General features: G+C 59.4%; 11 protein-coding genes. 6 read left to right on the forward strand and 5 right to left on the reverse strand.

Going from position 1 to position 18,652, the window contains the following annotated elements:
- Positions 1-26: 26 nt before the first annotated feature.
- Positions 27-3,047 (reverse strand): EAL domain-containing protein, encoded by a 3,021-nt coding sequence (locus TU81_RS04025; protein WP_038983375.1) that lies wholly within the window; start codon positions 3,045-3,047, stop codon positions 27-29.
- Complete coding sequence (locus tag TU81_RS04030; protein WP_038983376.1) at positions 3,035-4,054, reverse strand: substrate-binding domain-containing protein; 1,020 nt, start codon at positions 4,052-4,054, stop codon at positions 3,035-3,037. Before TU81_RS04030 ends, TU81_RS04025 begins: the two co-directional genes overlap by 13 nt.
- 578 nt (positions 4,055-4,632) lie before the next feature.
- On the opposite strand from TU81_RS04030, the gene mexE reads away from it, so the two are divergent.
- The 3 genes from mexE to TU81_RS04045 are packed head-to-tail and all read left to right on the forward strand — an operon-like array spanning position 4,633 to position 10,511.
- Positions 4,633-5,886, forward strand: coding sequence for a multidrug efflux RND transporter periplasmic adaptor subunit MexE (gene mexE, locus TU81_RS04035; protein WP_038983377.1), 1,254 nt, complete (start codon positions 4,633-4,635; stop codon positions 5,884-5,886).
- 15 nt (positions 5,887-5,901) lie between these two features.
- Complete coding sequence (locus TU81_RS04040; RefSeq protein WP_048393496.1) at positions 5,902-9,093, forward strand: efflux RND transporter permease subunit; 3,192 nt, start codon at positions 5,902-5,904, stop codon at positions 9,091-9,093.
- Entirely contained in the window at positions 9,090-10,511 is a 1,422-nt protein-coding gene (locus TU81_RS04045) for an efflux transporter outer membrane subunit (RefSeq protein ID WP_048393498.1), read from the forward strand. Before TU81_RS04040 ends, TU81_RS04045 begins: the two co-directional genes overlap by 4 nt.
- 212 nt (positions 10,512-10,723) lie before the next feature.
- Here the strand turns inward: TU81_RS04045 and TU81_RS04050 are convergent, their stop codons facing one another.
- Genes TU81_RS04050 through TU81_RS04060 form a run of 3 tightly spaced genes read right to left on the reverse strand, consistent with a single transcriptional unit; the run spans position 10,724 to position 14,031 of the window.
- Positions 10,724-11,689 carry an HlyD family efflux transporter periplasmic adaptor subunit gene (locus TU81_RS04050; RefSeq protein WP_048393500.1) on the reverse strand — a complete coding sequence of 322 codons (966 nt, stop codon included), beginning with the start codon at positions 11,687-11,689 and terminating at the stop codon, positions 10,724-10,726.
- A 4-nt stretch (positions 11,690-11,693) separates the two neighbouring features.
- The gene (locus TU81_RS04055) at positions 11,694-11,894 is read right to left on the reverse strand and encodes a DUF1656 domain-containing protein (protein ID WP_048393502.1); all 201 of its coding nucleotides are present in this window, start codon (positions 11,892-11,894) and stop codon (positions 11,694-11,696) included.
- Entirely contained in the window at positions 11,884-14,031 is a 2,148-nt protein-coding gene (locus TU81_RS04060) for an FUSC family protein (protein ID WP_048393504.1), read from the reverse strand. The genes TU81_RS04055 and TU81_RS04060 overlap by 11 nt, the downstream gene beginning before the upstream one ends.
- Positions 14,032-14,207: 176 nt before the next feature.
- Here TU81_RS04060 and TU81_RS04065 point away from each other — a divergent pair, with 176 nt between their 5' ends.
- From TU81_RS04065 to TU81_RS04075, 3 genes are all read left to right on the forward strand, one after another.
- Positions 14,208-15,263 carry a tetratricopeptide repeat protein gene (locus TU81_RS04065; protein ID WP_048393509.1) on the forward strand — a complete coding sequence of 352 codons (1,056 nt, stop codon included), beginning with the start codon at positions 14,208-14,210 and terminating at the stop codon, positions 15,261-15,263.
- A 186-nt stretch (positions 15,264-15,449) separates the two neighbouring features.
- Positions 15,450-16,952, forward strand: a complete 1,503-nt coding sequence (locus TU81_RS04070; protein WP_048393510.1) for an ATPase domain-containing protein — start codon at positions 15,450-15,452, stop codon at positions 16,950-16,952.
- The gene (locus TU81_RS04075; RefSeq protein WP_048393512.1) at positions 16,949-18,619 is read left to right on the forward strand and encodes an ATP-binding protein; all 1,671 of its coding nucleotides are present in this window, start codon (positions 16,949-16,951) and stop codon (positions 18,617-18,619) included. The genes TU81_RS04070 and TU81_RS04075 overlap by 4 nt, the downstream gene beginning before the upstream one ends.
- Positions 18,620-18,652 lie beyond the last annotated feature (33 nt).

Here is an 18,652-nt window from a genome sequence, read left to right on the forward strand (position 1 = left end):
CGAGCGTTTTACCGTACGCAGAGTCATTAACGCCCGGGTATTGGACTGCCTGGGCGTTTTACAACGCGTTTTCGCCTTAGCGAGTCAGGGCTCGCAATGCGGCTCGGTTGAGGCAACCGGGGCTTACGCAGTAACAGACTGATTTCATCGCAGCTGACCGCGCGGCTGAAAAAGTGGCCCTGAATTTCATCGCAGCCGTTTTCACGCAGGAAGGTTTGCTGCTCTTCGGTTTCGACACCTTCGGCAATGACCTTCAGGTTCAGTTTGTGCCCCAGCGAAATCACTGCGGTGGCGATGGCTTTGTCGTTCTCGTTGTCGGGCAGATCGCGCACGAAAGACTGGTCGATCTTGAGTCTCGCGATCGGGAAACTTTTCAATGCTGCGAGGCTGGAGTAGCCGGTGCCGAAGTCGTCGATCGAGAGACTGATTCCCATTGATTGCAGTTCCTTCATTTTGCTGATGGCTTGCTGAAGGTCTTGCATGATCAGACTTTCGGTCAGCTCCAGCTCAAGGTACATCGGTTCCAGTCCGGTTTCTTGCAAGGCATGCCTCACCCGGTCGATCAGGTCCCTTTCGATGAACTGGCGTGCTGAAATATTCACCGACATGGTGATCGGCGGACAGCCCGCATCCTGCCAGGCCTTGTTCTGTCTGCACGCGGTATGAATCACCCAGTCGCCGATAGGCACGATCAACCCGGTCTCTTCGGCCTGCGGAATGAACTTGACTGGAGACACCATGCCGAGCTCGGGGTGCTGCCAGCGGATCAGTGCCTCTACGCCGATAATCTGACCTGACTGCAAATCCACCTGTGGTTGGTACAGCAGCAGGAACTCGTCATGGTTGAGTGCGTTTCGAAGCCCGTCTTGCATGGCGAGCTTGCCCTGATCCTTGTTATTCATCTCGCTCGTATAGAACTGGTAACTGTTGCGACCCAGCTCCTTGGCCCGGTACATGGCGGCGTCCGCATTGCTGAGTAACGTATCAGTATCGCTGCCGTCGGCAGGATAGGTGGCCAACCCCATGCTGCAGGTGACATGAAGTGTATGTCCGCTGAGCTGAATCGGCCGCAGGATGGCTTCCTGGATTTTGTGCAGGGCTGGAGTAACACCGTCGATGTCTGAGAGCTGGTCGAACAGGATGATCACAAACTCGTCGCCACCCAGTCGCACGACGGTGTCGGTGCGGCGTACGCATTCCAGCATGCGCTGGGCGACGGTTTTCAGCAGTTCATCTCCAGCACTGTGCCCAAGGCTGTCATTCACCAGTTTGAATTTGTCCAGATCGAGAAACACCACCGTCACCAGCCGCTTGTAACGCTGAGCATAAAGTATTGCCTGCTTGAGACGGTCTTCGAGCAGCGTGCGATTCGGCAGCCCGGTCAGTGCGTCATGGTCGCCCATATAGCGAATGCGCTTTTCGGTGAGCTGGCGTTCTATCGCAATGCCGGCAAGAGGTGTCGCCATGTTGATCAGTCGCGTCTCTGCCGAGCTCGGACTGCGTACGGTGTTGGAATACAAGGCAAACGTGCCCAATACCTTTCGCTCGTGGGACAGAATCGGCGTCGACCAGCAGGCGCGAAATCCATAGGGCGCAGCGACTGAACGGTACTCCTCCCACAGCGGATCCAGCTCGATATCCGTGACGATGACCGGCTCTCGCCGATACACCGCGGTGCCGCACGAACCGACGTTCGGACCGATCGCAATCCCGTCAATGAGCTGGTTATAGGCTTTCGGCAAACTGGGCGCAGCCCCGTGCAGCAGGTGTTTGCCATCCTCATCCAACACCAGGATGGACACCATCATCCCCTCCAGTTGGGACTCGACCAGGTGAGCCAGGCTTTCGAGGACTTCCGCAAGCTCGGTGCTCCTGGCGATCAGCTCCAGGACATGACCTTGTCCGGTACGGATGACGGCTTCTTGCTCTAATCGGGTGTTTTGCAGGGCGAGCCGCTCTGTGGCGATACTCAATTGGACCGTTCTTTTTTCCAGTTGAAGTCGGTCCTTGAGGAATTGATTCACCGCGCGAGCCATGTTGCCGATCTCGTCCTTCCCATGTTCCGCCATCATCAAATGCGTTTTGTCAGTGTGTTCCTGACGCAATTGCCGGCTTATTTCATTCAGGCGCACGAGCACATGACGCCCCATGAAGACCCGGGTCACGAACCAGGCGAACACCAGGCTGGCGCCCAACATGATCAGCACCCATTGCTGGCTACGATTTGAGGCCTCGACCAGGCGCTGCAGGGCTTCGCGATAGTCTTCGGTGTAAGCACTGGATTGCGCACGGGCCACCGCGACCAGAACCCCGGCCTCATTCTTCAGTTCCTCATTGAAACGCTGTATGACGTTGTGCTGATTGATGAGCCTCAGGCGCAGGGAGAAGAGATCGGGCGTCTGCACATCAGCGTCGGTTAACTTGCCAGCGGTGCGTGACAGGCGCTCATAGCGGATCCGCAGCCGTTGCACGGCATCACTGTCAACAGCCTGCGGCAGATCGAAAAGCAATACCGCCAGTTCCAGGCTGGCCCGGGTCTGCGTCGCGGTTAACCGGGCGGTGTGATCCTCCATGGTTTGCTCGAAGGTGACCTCGGTCTGCAGCAGGCTTTCTCGCAGCTGCGCAACGATGTTGGCGGTATTGCGGAACATCTGACTCGACTGATGCATGTCGAGTATCGCCACGCCACTGTTCGCGGCAGTCAGCTGCTGCACCAATTGATCAAGGGCCTCAAGCTGTTCGACGGTCGCCGCATAGCTTGAACGCAGGGTATCGGGGGATCGGGTTGTCAGAAGCTGATCGGTCTGGCGTTCGATCAGCAAGGTACGCTGCAGCATGTCTTGCCCATCTTGCATGCGGACCAGTCGTTCATCCGCCAGCTGGCGGGTGGCGCTGTTTGACGTGCGCAAGGCGTAGACCGCAGTTGCACCACTCGCCAGGATCAGCAGCGCCAGCGTCAGAAACGCCAGGGTGAACTGTGCGCGCAGCGATTGCGGCAATAGCTGGCGTCCGAGCCGGGAAGTAACGTCCAATGTCAGGGATTCCATTGGTGGCGATAGATGTCTCGATAGCCATTGTCAGGGTCGTACTGGAATTTCTTCCCGCCGTCGAAGGCGATATTGTCGGCATTGACCAAGTGAATCGGCGCTACGAAGCCGCTCACCGGCTGACCTGCAAACAGCCGGTTCAATTCATCCATCACTTGCCAGCCATGCAGGTTGAGCGGCTCGGCCACGGTAACGGTCTGGTAGGTTTTTGCCTGTATGCGCAAGAAAGCCGAAGCGCTGCCATCACCGGCAGACAACAGACTGATGCCGTCACTGGGTATTGCGGCGCTAGTCAATGAGGCAATCGAGTAGTCGAAATAGATATCGTTGATGGCCAGCGTGTGGGTCCAGCGCTTGCCATAGCGCTGAAGCAGTTCCTTGGTGACCGCCGGCATCTTCTCGCCACTTTCGGAGATCGCGACATCGCGCACTTCCAGCAACGTACATTCCCGACAGGCCCGAATGACGTTTTCCATGGCCTTGGCTTTCGCCATGGCGATGCTGTACTTGGAGTCGGTCAGGATGACCACGCCGGCGCGTCCGTTTGACTGTGCCACTGCCGCCATGGCCGTGAGGCGAGCCACTTCGAGCGGGTCGGTCGTGACGTTCATGGCCACCGGCGTGCCGTCAATCGGACCGGGGCGTGCCCCGGCGTGCCAGCCAACCACCGGCACCTCCCTGTTGGCGAAGAGGATCAGCGCCGCATTGTTCTCAAGGGCATCGGAGCCGCACAGAATGAGGCCGTCGGGTTTCGCTGCCAGGGCATCGGAAAAGGCCTTTGCGCGCCCGGCCGATGATCCAGCGCCATCGAATATCTTCAGCGTCCAGCCCATCGCCTTGGCTGCCTCGCGAGCGCCCTGCGCGACACCGACAATTCCTCCGTTACGCAAATCTTCTGCGACAAGGGCGATGCTCTTGCCCCGCGGGGCTTGCGGGCCGGATTCAGGGCCGCTCCAGCGAACGGCTTCGAGGGTGGCCCTGGAAACGATTTCCTGCGCTTGAATCACCGTAACCGTGGCGTTTTCGACAGCGTATCCGGGAGCTGCCGTGAGAAGACAGAAAACCGTAATTGAAGCCATCCAGAGTAGCCAGGGCCTGAATAACCAGAGCCTGATCAGACAGGTTCGATCACCGCATGTGATGCCGGGTCTGGAGCCGATGGCGCGATCATAGTCTGGCATGGCGTCCCTTTTTGCCAAGAGTGCAGCGTTCACTATCCGAAAGGATAGTCGGTTCTGCTGCCATCAGGTCTTTTGTGGGTAAAGTGCGCGAACTTTAGTCCTGAACATTCAGGAAATGGGACAGGTCCATGGCAGAAAAACAAGGGACGAAGGCCAATTGCATCATTGACTACGCTGGTTTGATTTTTGAGCCGCGACACGGTTTCAAGCCAATCCCTTACACTCCCTGCAACACTGAATTGTCATCATTTCATTTGATAGCCCACTAACGGAAGGTGCATGCTAGAGGGCTCGCTTTGAGCTTATATCATTCCGAATGATAGTTACCTTCGGTTCATTCGATTCGTGCCATACAACCCCGCCAAGCATCATCCGTCCATCTCAATACATTGGCGGATGAATCCATGGAACATTCACTCAAACATTTGCGCTTCCCCTTGGCCCTGTTGGCCGTGCTGGTGATGAGCGCTTGCGGCAAGACTCCGGACGCTGCCGCCACCATGCCCGCGGCCAAAGTCAGCGTGGCCAAGGTGCTGGAACAACCGGTCAACGAGTGGGACGAATTCACCGGGCGCCTTGAAGCGCCGGAAACGGTAGAGATTCGTCCACGGGTTTCCGGCCAGATCGATGATGTGGCCTTCACCGAAGGCGCGCTGGTCAAGAAAGGCGATTTGTTGTTCCAGATCGACCCGCGCCCCTTCCAGGCTGAGGTCCGCCGCCTCGAAGCCCTGGTTGCCCAGGCTCGCGCCACCGCCACCCGCAGCGAAAACGAATCCCAGCGCGGCGAACGCCTGCGCACCAGCAACGCGATTTCCGCTGAACTCGCCGACTCGCGCACCAGCGCGGCTCAAGAAGCTCGCGCCGCCGTCGGTGCCCTCCAGGCCCAACTGGACCTGGCCAAACTGAACCTGAGTTTCACCCGCGTCACGGCGCCCATCAGCGGCCGCGTAAGCCGTGCGGAAATCACCGCTGGCAACCTGGTGACCGCCGATACCACCGCGCTGACCAGCGTGGTGTCCACCGACAAGGTCTACGCCTACTTTGACGCCGACGAGCGTGTCTTCCTTAAATACACCCAGCTCGCCCGCCAAGGCCAACGCGGTGCAACCACGCCGGTTTACCTCGGCCTGTCCAATGAAGACGGCAACCCGCACCAGGGCCAGATGAACTTCGTCGACAACCAGGTCAACCCGAAGACAGGCACCATCCGCGGTCGTGCGGTGTTCGACAATAGCGACGGCACCTACACCCCGGGGCTTTATGCACGCCTGAAACTGGTGGGTAGCGGCACTTACTCCGCGGTGTTGATCAACGACGAAGCAGTCGGTACCGACCTGGGTAAAAAGTTCGTGCTGGTGATGGATGCCGACAACAAAACCGCTTACCGCCCTGTCGAGCTGGGTCCGAAGATCGAAGGTCTGCGCATCGTGCGCAGCGGCCTGAACAAGGACGACACCATCATCGTCAAGGGCTTGCAGCGGGTTCGCCCTGGCTCACCGGTCACCCCTGAGGTGATCCCGATGGCCAGCGAACAAACTCTCGCGGCTCTCGCACAACAACGAAAAGCGCTGGAAGCCAGCAACCTGCCCCAAATCGCACCTGCCAAGGTCGCGCCGGGTGCGGTTGTGAAAGTGGCTGCTGCGACTCCACGCGGTTAAGGGACAATTACTCCGATGAATTTTTCCCAATTCTTCATTTCACGGCCGATCTTCGCAGCGGTACTGTCGCTGCTGATCCTGATCGCCGGCGCCATCTCGCTGTTCCAGTTGCCGATCAGCGAATACCCGGAAGTCGTGCCACCGACCGTTGTGGTGCGTGCCAACTTCCCGGGTGCCAACCCTAAAGTCATCGGTGAAACCGTGGCCGCTCCGTTGGAGCAAGCCATCACCGGCGTCGAGAACATGCTGTACATGTCTTCGCAGTCCACCGCCGACGGCAAGATCACCCTGACCATCACCTTCGCTTTGGGCACTGACCTGGACAACGCGCAGGTACAGGTTCAGAACCGCGTGACCCGGACCGAACCCAAACTTCCCGAGGAAGTGACGCGCATCGGTATCACCGTGGACAAGGCTTCGCCCGACCTGACCATGGTTGTGCACTTGACCTCGCCGGACAAACGCTACGACATGCTCTACCTGTCCAACTACGCCTTGCTCAACATCAAGGATGAGCTGGCGCGTCTGGGCGGTGTCGGTGATGTGCAGCTGTTCGGTATGGGCGATTACTCGCTGCGGGTGTGGCTCGATCCGAACAAGACCGCTTCGCGCAACCTGACCGCCACCGATGTGGTCACCGCGATTCGTGAACAAAACCGTCAAGTGGCGGCCGGTGCCCTGGGCGCTCCGCCTGCGCCGAATGCCACCGCGTTCCAGTTGTCGGTCAACACCCAAGGCCGTCTGGTTTCCGAGGAAGAGTTCGAGAACATCATCATTCGCTCCGGCGAGAACGGTGAAATCACTCGCCTCAAAGACATCGCTCGCGTCGAACTCGGCTCCAGCCAGTACGCCCTGCGTTCCTTGCTGAACAACCAGCCGGCGGTGGCGATCCCGATCTTCCAGCGCCCTGGTTCCAACGCGATCCAGATCTCCAACGACGTTCGGGAGAAAATGGCCGAGCTGAAGAAGAACTTCCCGGAAGGCATGGACTTCAGCATCGTCTATGACCCGACGATCTTCGTGCGCGGCTCCATCGAGGCGGTGGTTCACACCCTCTTCGAAGCACTGATCCTGGTTGTGCTGGTGGTGATCCTGTTCCTGCAAACCTGGCGCGCATCGATCATCCCGTTGGTGGCGGTGCCGGTTTCGCTGATCGGTACGTTTGCCGTGATGCACCTGTTTGGCTTCTCATTGAACGCCCTGTCGCTGTTCGGGCTGGTACTGGCCATCGGTATCGTGGTCGACGATGCGATTGTGGTGGTGGAAAACGTCGAGCGAAACATCGGGCTCGGATTAACCCCTATAGAAGCCACCAAACGTGCGATGCGCGAAGTGACCGGCCCGATCATTGCGACGGCGCTGGTGCTGTGTGCGGTGTTTATCCCGGCTGCGTTTATCTCCGGGTTGACCGGGCAGTTCTATAAACAGTTCGCCCTGACGATTGCGATTTCGACCGTGATCTCGGCCTTCAACTCGCTGACCTTGTCGCCGGCGCTGGCCGCCGTATTGCTCAAGAGCCATGACGCACCGAAAGACCGTTTCTCCAAGGTTCTGGACAAGATCTTCGGTGGCTGGTTGTTCCGTCCGTTCAACCGCTTCTTTGACAAGGCCAGCCATGGTTATGTTGGCACCGTGGGCCGGGTTATCCGCAGCAGCGGTATCGCCCTGCTGGTGTACGCCGGCTTGATGGTGCTGACCTTCTTCGGGTTCTCCAATACCCCGACCGGTTTCGTACCCGGCCAGGACAAGCAATACCTGGTGGCCTTCGCGCAACTGCCGGACGCCGCGAGCCTGGACCGTACCGAAGACGTGATCAAGCGCATGTCCGACCTGGCCCTGAAACAGCCTGGCGTGGAAAGTGCCGTGGCCTTCCCGGGTCTGTCGATCAACGGTTTCACCAACAGCCCGAACGCCGGCATCGTGTTCGTCACCCTGAAGCCTTTCGACGAGCGCAAGGATCCGAGCATGTCCGCCGGTGCGATTGCCGGTGCATTGAACGGTCAGTACGCCGGGATTCAGGAAGCCTACATGGCGATCTTCCCGCCGCCGCCGGTACAAGGCCTGGGGACCATTGGTGGTTTCCGTCTGCAGATCGAAGACCGGGGCAACCTGGGCTATGACGAGCTGTACAAAGAAACCATGAACATCATCACCAAAAGCCACAGCGTGCCGGAACTGGCTGGCCTGTTCACCAGTTACACCGTGAACGTGCCGCAGGTCGATGCCGCCATCGACCGGGAAAAAGCCAAGACCCACGGCGTGGCCGTCAGCGACATCTTCGACACCCTGCAGATTTATCTGGGCTCGCTGTATGCCAACGACTTCAACCGCTTCGGTCGCACCTATCAGGTCAACGTTCAGGCTGAGCAGCAGTTCCGCCTCGAATCGGACCAGATCGGTCAGCTGAAAGTGCGTAACAACCGTGGCGAGATGATCCCGTTGGCGACCTTCATCAAGGTCAGCGACACCTCGGGGCCGGACCGTGTGATGCACTACAACGGCTTCATCACCGCTGAAATCAACGGTGCGGCAGCCCCCGGCTACAGCTCCGGCCAGGCCGAGAAAGCCATCGAGAAACTGCTCAAGGACGAATTGCCCAACGGCATGACCTACGAGTGGACCGACCTGACCTACCAGCAGATTCTGTCCGGCAACACGGCGCTGTTCGTGTTCCCGCTCTGCGTACTGCTGGCGTTCCTGGTACTCGCGGCTCAGTACGAAAGCTGGAGCCTGCCACTGGCGGTGATCCTGATCGTTCCGATGACCCTACTGTCGGCCATTACTGGTGTGATTGCCTCGGGTGGCGATAACAACATCTTCACCCAGATCGGCTTGATCGTACTGGTGGGACTTGCGTGTAAGAACGCGATTCTGATCGTCGAGTTTGCCAAGGATAAACAGGAAGAAGGCCTCGGCCCGCTGGCAGCAGTGCTGGAAGCTTGCCGTCTGCGTCTGCGGCCGATCCTGATGACCTCCTTCGCATTCATCATGGGTGTTGTGCCTCTGGTTTTCTCCAGCGGTGCCGGTGCCGAAATGCGTCATGCCATGGGTGTGGCGGTGTTCTCCGGGATGCTCGGGGTGACCTTCTTCGGCCTGTTGCTGACGCCGGTGTTCTACGTACTGATTCGCAACTTTGTGGAGCGCGGTGAAGCGCGCAAAGCCGCCAAGGCGCTGAAATTGGAAAAGCAACTGGAGGCGCAACAATGAGCCTGAAAGCCTTCCTGCCGAGCCTTCTGGTACTGGCCCTGAGTGCCTGCGCCGTCGGCCCGGACTACAAAACCCCAGCTACGGAGGCGGCCAACATCACGGCCGCCACCGATGGCAGCGCCGGTCAGAAGAATTTCGACCGTGCACGTTTCGAAGGCATCTGGTGGCAGCAGTTCGACGATCCAACCCTCAACCAGTTGGTGACGCAATCCTTGCAAGGCAACCGTGATTTGCGCGTGGCCTTCGCTCGCTGGAAAGCGGCCCGGGCAATTCGCGACGACGCCAGCAATGACGCCATGCCGACCATCACCAGCCGCGCGAGCAGTGATCTGGCCAAAGGACAGATTCCCGGCCAGACCACTAAACGCGTCAGCAGTGAACGCTATGACCTGGGCCTGGACATGGCTTGGGAACTGGACTTGTTCGGTCGCATCCAGCGCAACCTGGAATCCAGCGACGCTGAACAGCAGGCGGCCGAAGCCGATCTTTACCAACTGCAAGTCACTATGATTGCCGAACTGGTGGACGCCTATGGCCAACTGCGCGGCGCGCAACTGCGGGAAAAGATCGCTCTGGCGAACCTGAACAACCAGCAGGAATCGCGCAAGATCACCGAAAGCCTGCGTGATGCCGGTGTCGGCGATCAGCTGGACGTGGTTCGCGCCGATGCTCGCCTGGCGTCTGTCGAAGCCAGCGTGCCGCAACTGCAGGCCGAACAGGTGCGTCAGCGCAACCGCATCGCCACCCTGCTGGGTGAGCGTCCGGACAAGCTGACTGTCGACCTGAGTCCAAAAGACTTGCCGGCAATCGCCAAGGCCCTGCCGATCGGTGATCCGGGCGAACTGCTGCAACGGCGCCCGGACATCCGCAGCGCCGAACGCCAACTGGCGGCCGCCACCGCTCGTATCGGCGTAGCCAAGGCTGACTTGTTCCCACGGGTCAGCCTCAGCGGCTTCCTCGGCTTCACCGCCGGGCGCGGTTCGCAGATCGGCTCCTCGGCAGCCAACGCCTGGGCACTGGGCCCAAGCATTACCTGGGCGGCGTTCGACCTGGGCAGCGTGCGCGCCCGTTTGCGCGGTGCCGATGCTGAAGCCGAAGGCGCCCTGGCGACCTACGAGCAGCAAGTACTGCTGGCGTTGGAAGAGTCGGAAAACGCCTTCAGCGATTACGGCAAACGTCAGCAGCGCCTGATCTCGCTGATTCGTCAAAGCGAATCCAGCCGCGCCGCCGCGGACCTGGCCGAGATTCGCTACCGCGAAGGTACCGAGGACTTCCTCGTGTTGCTCGATGCTCAGCGTGAGCGCCTGGCGGCGGAAGACACCCAGGCCCAGGCCGAAGTCGATTTGTATCGCGGCATTGTCGCAATCTACAAAGCCCTTGGCGGCGGTTGGCAACCAGAGACGGTCGCTAGCAAGTAACGTTTTAAAGAGCTCCTTTGGTTGGCCGCAACCAACCAATTCTTTTGCCCCGCGCCTCATTCGGTCGCGGGGCTTTTTTTTGGCTGCACACCGTGCTGGAGGCATTCGCAGAACCTGTGGGAGCGGGCTTGCTCGCGAAGAGGCCGGTACATCCAATAGATATTCTGCGGCTGACACACCGCATTCGCGAGCAAGCCCGCTCCCACAGGGGGTTAGTGGGTTGCTTTGCTATCGCCGTTTTCCATGATGGTCACGGTAGCCGTGGTCCCGGCACGCAGGCGGTTTTTAGCGACATAGTCAGCATCGATCTGAATCCGCACAGGCACCCGTTGCGCCAGCTTCACCCAGGTGTAACTGGGGTTGATGTTGGCCAGCAGGCGACTGCCGGGGGAGTTCTCGCGATCGGCGATAGCAAAAGCGATGCTTTGCACGGTGCCGCCGAAGGTCTCGCCACTCATCAACTCGACCCTGACCCGGTCGCCCTCCTCGATTCGTGGCAGCTTTGTTTCTTCAAAGTAGCCGCTGACATAAAACGAGTCGCTGTCCACCAGCGCCAGCAACGCCCCTCCGGCAGTGGCGTAATCGCCCTGACGAGTCAGCAGGTTGGTCACGTAACCGCTGACTGGCGCTGCGACCCGCGTGCGCTGCAAGTCCAGTTCGGCTTGGGTCAATGCCGCGATCGCCAGTTGCACGTTGGCTTGGGCCAGGCCCAGATTGGCCTGATTGCGCAACAGTTCCGCCTGCGCCACAGCCACTTCGGTACTGGATTTCTCCCATTCTTCGCCGGAGATCGCGAAACCCTGTTTGAGGGTTCGACGGCGACGCTCTTCGCTCTGGCGCTGCCTGAGCAGCGCTTCACTGGAGACAATCGTCGCTTCAGATTGGCCCAGTGTGGCTTTTGCGACTTCCACCGCGCGCTTGGCATGCTCCACTGCCAGCGTATAACGAGCCGGGTCGATCTCCAGCAGCAACTGGCCTTTCGTAACATGCTGGTTGTCTTGAACACTCAGGCTGACGATGCGCCCCGAGACATCGGCGGACAACGTCACCACATCGGCGCGAACCCGCGCGTCCCGAGTCCAGGGCGCGCGGGTGTAATGTTCCCAGGCGAACCAGCCAAGCACGAAGGCCAGCAATACCACCGCCACAGTCACGAGTCGGGCAAGGATCTTCTTCAAGGCATCAAGCTCCCATCACCAGAATCAGCGCCGCGCAAACGCAGGCATACAGCGCGCCTTCGAACAAGGCCTCATGCCAGACAAAACGCAGCACGCCAAAGCGGCGCAAGATCCAGTCCAGCAGCAGGAAAATCGGCAGGGCCAGCAGTAACGCCTGGGCAATCGGCGGCAAGTAGACACCACCCAATTCAAAATCAATGGGCAAGGGCTGGCTCTCCTTCCGTTTGGACGGGTTGAAAGTATTGGCGATGTCGCTCCAGAAACGACACCACGATCAACAACGCCACGCGCATTCTGAACACCGACCACAGGTGTTCATGAACGTCTAAATGCAAGTCGTCCATTTCATCGCCCAAGACACGCAAGTTTCCGAGCAGCTGCTCAAGGTCAATTCCGGGCCGCCCGGCGATCAATCGGCCTGTCTCACGCACGGCAGCCAGCAAACGGTTTTGCTGGTCTGTACTCAGCAACGTGTTGCTTTGCCCCTGTTGCCTGAGCTGGTTCAAGGCCACACCCAGCGCCATGCACCCAAGGCTGACTTCGAACAGCTCGCTGGAGTGCTTGTCGTTGGTAGCCGGCAATAATCCCAACATCATGGTCAGGCGATCGACCATACGGCTTTCAAACGCAAATTGTTGTTCATCGGTGGCCGGCGTCTTCAGCAAAGCGTAGACCTGCTCGCAGTTTTCATTGAACAACCGGCGTATCCGCAAAACGGGTCTGAACGGGAAGATCAAGGCGTAGACACTGAGCGCCAGCGCGGAGGCGCTGATGTATGCACCGGCAAACTCGAACCACTGAACGGCACTGTTTTGGCCGATTTCTGTGTTTTGCGGACCCAGCAGCAGAATGGTCGTCAGTCCAAGACCAATGCCTGTACCAGTGGTTGACGGACTGGCCAGCCCCACCGCGACGGCATACAGCAATGGGGCAAGCAACAAGGCGAGTAACTCGAAGTCACTGATCATCGGTATCAGCATGAACAGATAGAGCGCCGACACCACCAAAGCCAGCCCCTGCCCCCTGGCAAAGCTTTGCGCGGCTAGCAACGGCCGCGGAAAAGTCGCCATCAGCGAACAGAGAATCCCCACCACAATCATCCCGCCACGGGCTCCGTCCCAAGCGGTCTCGATCCAGATCAGGCCGGCCACAACCAGCGCGGTAAAAGCCCGGATTGCATTCATTGCCGCCAAGGTGAAGTCCAGATGCAGCGGATTTTCCTGGCCACGGAACACGCAACTGGCTTCACGCCCTTCCTGAATCGCGTCGCTCAGTTCCAGAATCTGCCCCAGTTGCTCCAGCATCCGTGCCTGCTCCCAGCGCAGTGCCCAGGCCAATGAACGCAGCGTGGCAGGCATCGTCTCGGTGAGTTGTTCGGCCTTGTAGGCCTGGTCCTCGAAACGCTGTTGCAGCGCGGCGAAATGGTGCCGCTCCTCGGTCGACAGTGAACGACCTTGCAGGGCCAGTTCATCGAGAAACGCCAGTTCTTCGGCGCGCAAACGCTGTATCTCTTCCGGCAATGCTCCTTCCCACCGTTCGGTGAGCAGTAGTCGCTGGTGACGCAGGGCCGTCAACCGCGAAGTCAGCAGCACCAGCTGATTGCCAAGCAACTGCACCAGACTATTGGCGCTGCGCAACCGTGGCGCATCGTAATATAAATGCCGACGTACCCCCTCCAGAGCACTGATTGCGCCGAGCAGTTGCATTTGCCGCCGATGGAAATCGGCCTCGCTTTCTTCGGTTCGGATAACGGAAGCAGCGTGGGTCGCGAGCAGCTTGATGACCTGATCGATCTTGGCGAAGTAATCCCGCGCCACAGCTTCCGGCCGCGCCGTGAGAAGGCTGACCACGCACACGCAAGCCACGGCCAAAAGCGTCTCGGTCACACGAGTGACGGCCAGCAGGAACGTGCCTTCCTGATCGGGCACCGCCAGCAGCGCCACGACCACCGCCGTATACCCGCTCAGAACAAATGCCTGGGAACTGGTGTAGCGCAACAACGTGCCGCCGGCGGTACAGAATGCCAACCACAAGGCCAGGGTGAGGATGAAAGGCAGGGGCGCCTGGGGAAAGATCGCCATGATCAACACCGCCACGACTGCTCCGAACGTGGTGCCGATGACCTGGCCGAAACTTCGGGCCAGGGCCATGCCGCCCAATGGCTGGCTGACGATGACCACCGCCATGATCGACCACTTGGGCTGTTCAAGGTCGAACAGGAAGGCCAGATACAATGTCAGCAGCCCGGCCACAATGGTCCTCAGGGCGAACAGCAGTACCTCTCGTCCGGGGTTGAGTATCGCCTTGAAATATTGAAGCAGTGGTTGCATGGGAGCGCTCATTGAGTCATCTCCAGCAAGCGTAGTCATTGCTTCAGTGCCTCGGCAGGTTTCGGTGTCGACAAAACCTGTAGGCAAATTCGCCGACGACTACCTGCTGAATCAAGCTTGGGTTTGACTCACGGCCCGGCCTGACCGAAGCTGGTGGCTTTGCAAAAGCCCAGCTCCCGGATTCCTGCATGCCTCAGTCCCGCCGCTACTTGCTCATCAGCCTCTGCGTATTGCTTGCCCTCGCCCTCGCCTGGTTTTTCCTGCGTAGCACGACGCCTGTGGTGCCGGCGGCGATCAAGCATGGCTACAGCGAAGCACTGGCCCAGGCACGCGCGGGTCAACCGGGCGCGGCGCGGGTGCTTTATCAGCAATTGGGCCGCCCTGACCTGTCGGCCAAGCGCCGTGTCTGGCTGCATGCCGAACTGCCCAACTACCCAAGCCCGCAAGCCCTGAAACTGGCGGATGCGGACCTGCAACATCCCTCGGCGGATGTGCGCATCGCAGCGATCAAAAGCATCAGCGGGCTGGTACCCAGTGGGCAGCGCAGTCTGTTGCTGGGACCTTTGCTCGATGACAGCGACCCAAGCGTCCGGTTTGCGGCGGTCAATGCCTTATTGGGTCTGACGCCGGATGAACTGGGGTTGTACTTCGGCCCCTTGGAGCAAGCCATCGATGCCTGGGAGCAGCGCCTAAAGCGTCAGCCGGAAAGCGCTGACACCCAGTACCAACTGGCGCGCCTACACTTGCACAATGCCGAGCTGAAGGATGCGCAGCAGGCCTTGGAGCGCACGTTGCAACTGGCGCCCGGCAACCTGCCGGCACTGGTGATGCAGATCGAAGTGCTGGATAAACAGGGCCAAAGCGATGCCGCCAGGCAATTGTTGGCGAAACAGTTAAAGGCCCAGCCTGACTCGGCCTACCTGCAACATGCGCTGGGGCTCTGGTTGCTGCATCACGGGCAAAGTGAGTTCGCCCTGCTCGGGCTGTCCAAAGCCGTGGAGCTTGAGCCGGACAACAAGGATTACCGCTACGACCTGGCCACCACGCTGCACAGTGAGCAAGAATTGGAAGCTGCGCAGAACCAGCTACAGGAAATCGTCCAGCGCCACCCGGCCGATCGCAAGGCGCGCGTGCTGCTGATCAACTACTGGAAGGAAAGCGGACAGTTGCAGAACGTGCAGATCCTGTTGGCACAGCTGGAGCAGCTCAATCCCGACGATCCGGCGTTGCAGCAAGGGCTTTAATCAAGATCAAAAGATCGCAGCCTTCGGCAGCTCCTACAGGCTGCGATCTTTGCTTTTTTGTACAAGAACCACACACAAACACAAAAGGTTGAACCGCCGTCTCGGCGAAAGGTCAAGTGATCAGGCAGTCTATTTCGGCGCTTCCAGCCTGCTGCCTCGTTTCCCCTAGTCATGAGAGGGCATTTCTTGTCTATATCTAACGAGTTGATCAGTGCAAAAGCTGCCACCGGTATTGAAGGTCTGGATGACATCCTGGCCGGTGGATTGTCTCGCGGCCATGTGTTCTTGCTGGAGGGTGAACCCGGAACCGGCAAAACCACCGTCGCTTTGCATTTTCTGTTGGCTGGCGCCCGTGCCGGCGAGCGCTCGTTGTACATCACCTTGTCTGAAACCGAGCGCGAGCTGCGTCAGGGGGCGTTGTCCCACGGCTGGGAGCTGGATGAGAACATCCACATCTTCGAGCTGACGCCACCAGAAAGCCTGCTCAATGCCGAGCATCAACAGAGCCTGCTGTATTCCTCGGACCTGGAGCTGGGCGAAGCCACCAAACAGATTTTCGAAGCGGTCGAACGGGTCAAGCCGACCCGCGTCGTGGTCGACAGCCTGTCCGAAATCCGCCTGTTGGCCCAAAGCTCTTTACGCTACCGCCGGCAGATTCTGGCCATCAAGCATTACTTCGTACGCTACGAAGCCACGGTGCTGCTGCTGGATGACCTGACCACCGAAGCCCTCGACAAAACCGTGCACAGTGTAGCCCACGGGGTGATTCGTCTCGAAGAATTGACGCCCAACTACGGCGCCGAACGCCGGCGCATCCGCGTGGTGAAGTATCGCGGTCAGAAGTATCGTGGCGGTTTCCATGACTTCACCCTCATGGGTGACGGCGTGCATGTCTTCCCGCGCCTGGTGGCGGCCGAACATCGCGGGCGTTATATCCGCCAGCAGTTGACCAGTGGCATCCCGGAAATGGATGCGCTGCTCGGTGGCGGTATCGAGACGGGCTCCAGCACCCTGATCCTCGGCCCGGCGGGTACCGGCAAATCACTAATCTCGATGGTCTTCGCCGCTGCGGCGGTGGCCCGTGGCGAAAAGGCTGCATTGTTCATCTTCGATGAAGAGCTGGGGCTGCTGTTCGAGCGGATGAAAAACATCGGCATCGACCTGAAGGCCCTGGAAGAAACCGGCAACCTGATGATCGAGCAAGTGGACGCCGCCGAATTGTCCCCCGGCGAATTTTCCTACCGGGTTCGTCGTTGTGTCGATGAGGGCAATATCAAAACCGTGGTGATCGACAGTATCAACGGCTATCAGGCGGCAATGCCCGAAGAAAATGCCCTGGTGCTGCACATGCATGAGTTGCTGCTGTACCTCAATCGCCAAGGCGCCGCGACGTTCATGACTGTCGCTCAACATGGGCTGGTGGGTGACATGCAGGCCCCCGTCGACATTACCTATCTGGCCGACACGGTCATTCTATTGCGCTACTTCGAAGCCCTGGGCAAGGTTCGCCGGGCGATCTCGATCATCAAGAAACGCACCGGCAGCCACGAATCGACCATCCGCGAGTACCGCATCAGCAGCCAGGGCATGACCATCGGTGAACCACTGGATGCATTCCAGGGTGTATTGCGTGGCGTGCCCACTTACCTGGGCGCGAGCAAGCCGCTGCTTGAGGAAGATGCCCAGTGACGGCCATGGAGGCAATGTCCGAGCGTGCGATCATTCTTGCACCGTTGGGACGTGACAGTCAGATCGCACTGATGATGCTCAACGAGGCAGGGTTCGACGGGGTCATCACCCGGGATCTGGGCGCGTTGTGCAATGAACTGTCGCTGGGTGCCGGCCTGTTGGTGATTGCTTCCGAGGCCTTATTGGGCGCTGACCTTGAACCACTGCTGGGTCTGATCGAGCAGCAACCGGCGTGGTCGGATCTGCCGATCGTACTGCTGACCCACCACGGTGGCCCGGAGCAGAACCCTGCGTCGCGACTCGGTTCGCAGTTGGGCAACGTGACCTTTCTCGAGCGGCCGTTTCATCCGGTCACGCTGATCAGCCTGGTCACCACGGCATTGCGCGGGCGACGACGGCAGTATGAAGCCAGGGACCGGTTGATTGATCTGAGCCAAAGCGAACTGCGTCTGCAAAACACCCTGGAAACCCTCGAGCAACAGGTCGAGGAACGCACCGCGCAACTGCGCCACAATGAAGAGGTGCTCAGGCAGTCGCAGAAAATGGAAGCGGTCGGCCAACTCACCGGCGGTATTGCCCACGACTTCAACAACATGCTGACCGGCATCATCGGCAGCCTGGAGCTGCTGCGTCGACGCCTGGCCCGGGGACGCACCGAGGATCTGGACAGTCTGATCGATCTTGGGGTGACCTCAGCCAACCGCGCGGCGGGCCTGACGCATCGTTTGCTGGCATTCTCCCGACGCCAGTCGCTGGATTCAAAACCCGTGCAGATGAACACGCTGGTGGTGTCCATGGATGAACTGTTACAGCGCAGCATCAACGAAAGCATTCACCTGGAAATGCAGCTGGATGAGCAACTGTGGGTGGCCGAGGCGGACCCCAACCAACTCGAAAGCGCCCTGCTCAACCTGGTGCTCAACGCCCGGGATGCCATGCCCGACGGCGGAAAGCTGCTGGTCAAAACCTCCAATCAACATCTGGATACGGGCTTTACCGAGGCACACAACAATCTGCAACCGGGCGATTACATCGTCCTGAGTGTCACCGATACCGGTTGCGGCATGCCGCAAAGCACCATCAACCGGGCCTTTGATCCGTTCTTCACGACCAAACCCATCGGCCAGGGCACGGGCCTGGGCTTGTCGATGATTTACGGTTTCAGCAAACAGTCTGGCGGCCACGTCAGCATTCAAAGTGAAGTCGGAAAAGGCACCACGGTCAGTCTGTTTTTGCCGCGTTTCAGCGGCGAACTGCTCCAGGACACCCAAGTCGATGCCCAACACGCTCCTTACGCCCGGGACGGCGAAACCGTGCTGATCGTCGAAGACGATCCCGCCGTGCGAGTCCTGGTCAGCGCCGTTTTGAGTGAATTGGGCTACGCCTTAGTTGAAGCGGGCGATGCCGACAGCGCCGTGCCGATTCTCGACTCCGGTCAGCGAATCGACCTGTTGATCAGCGACGTGGGACTGCCGGGCATGAACGGCCGGCAACTGGCGGAAATCGGTCGGCAGTACCGGCCTGATCTCAAAGTGTTGTTCATCACCGGGTATGCTGAACACGCCGCCGTGCGCGGTGGCTTTCTTGATCCCGGCATGCAGATGATCACCAAGCCGTTCACCTTCGATTTATTGACGGCGAAGGTGCGGGAGATGATTCGGGTCTAAGACGCTATCCGGACAATCACACCTTGATCGCAC

Source organism: Pseudomonas lini, from assembly GCF_001042905.1.
Taxonomy (GTDB): domain Bacteria; phylum Pseudomonadota; class Gammaproteobacteria; order Pseudomonadales; family Pseudomonadaceae; genus Aquipseudomonas; species Aquipseudomonas lini.

Bases quoted from the DNA above. Each gene is read 5' to 3' on its own strand.
- TU81_RS04060 (WP_048393504.1), bottom strand. From the start codon at position 14,031: ATGAGCGCTCCCATGCAACCACTGCTTCAATATTTCAAGGCGATACTC.
- TU81_RS04065 (WP_048393509.1), top strand. From the start codon at position 14,208: ATGCCTCAGTCCCGCCGCTACTTGCTCATCAGCCTCTGCGTATTGCTT.
- TU81_RS04025 (WP_038983375.1), bottom strand. From the start codon at position 3,047: ATGGAATCCCTGACATTGGACGTTACTTCCCGGCTCGGACGCCAGCTA.
- TU81_RS04040 (WP_048393496.1), top strand. From the start codon at position 5,902: ATGAATTTTTCCCAATTCTTCATTTCACGGCCGATCTTCGCAGCGGTA.
- mexE (WP_038983377.1), top strand. From the start codon at position 4,633: ATGGAACATTCACTCAAACATTTGCGCTTCCCCTTGGCCCTGTTGGCC.
- TU81_RS04045 (WP_048393498.1), top strand. From the start codon at position 9,090: ATGAGCCTGAAAGCCTTCCTGCCGAGCCTTCTGGTACTGGCCCTGAGT.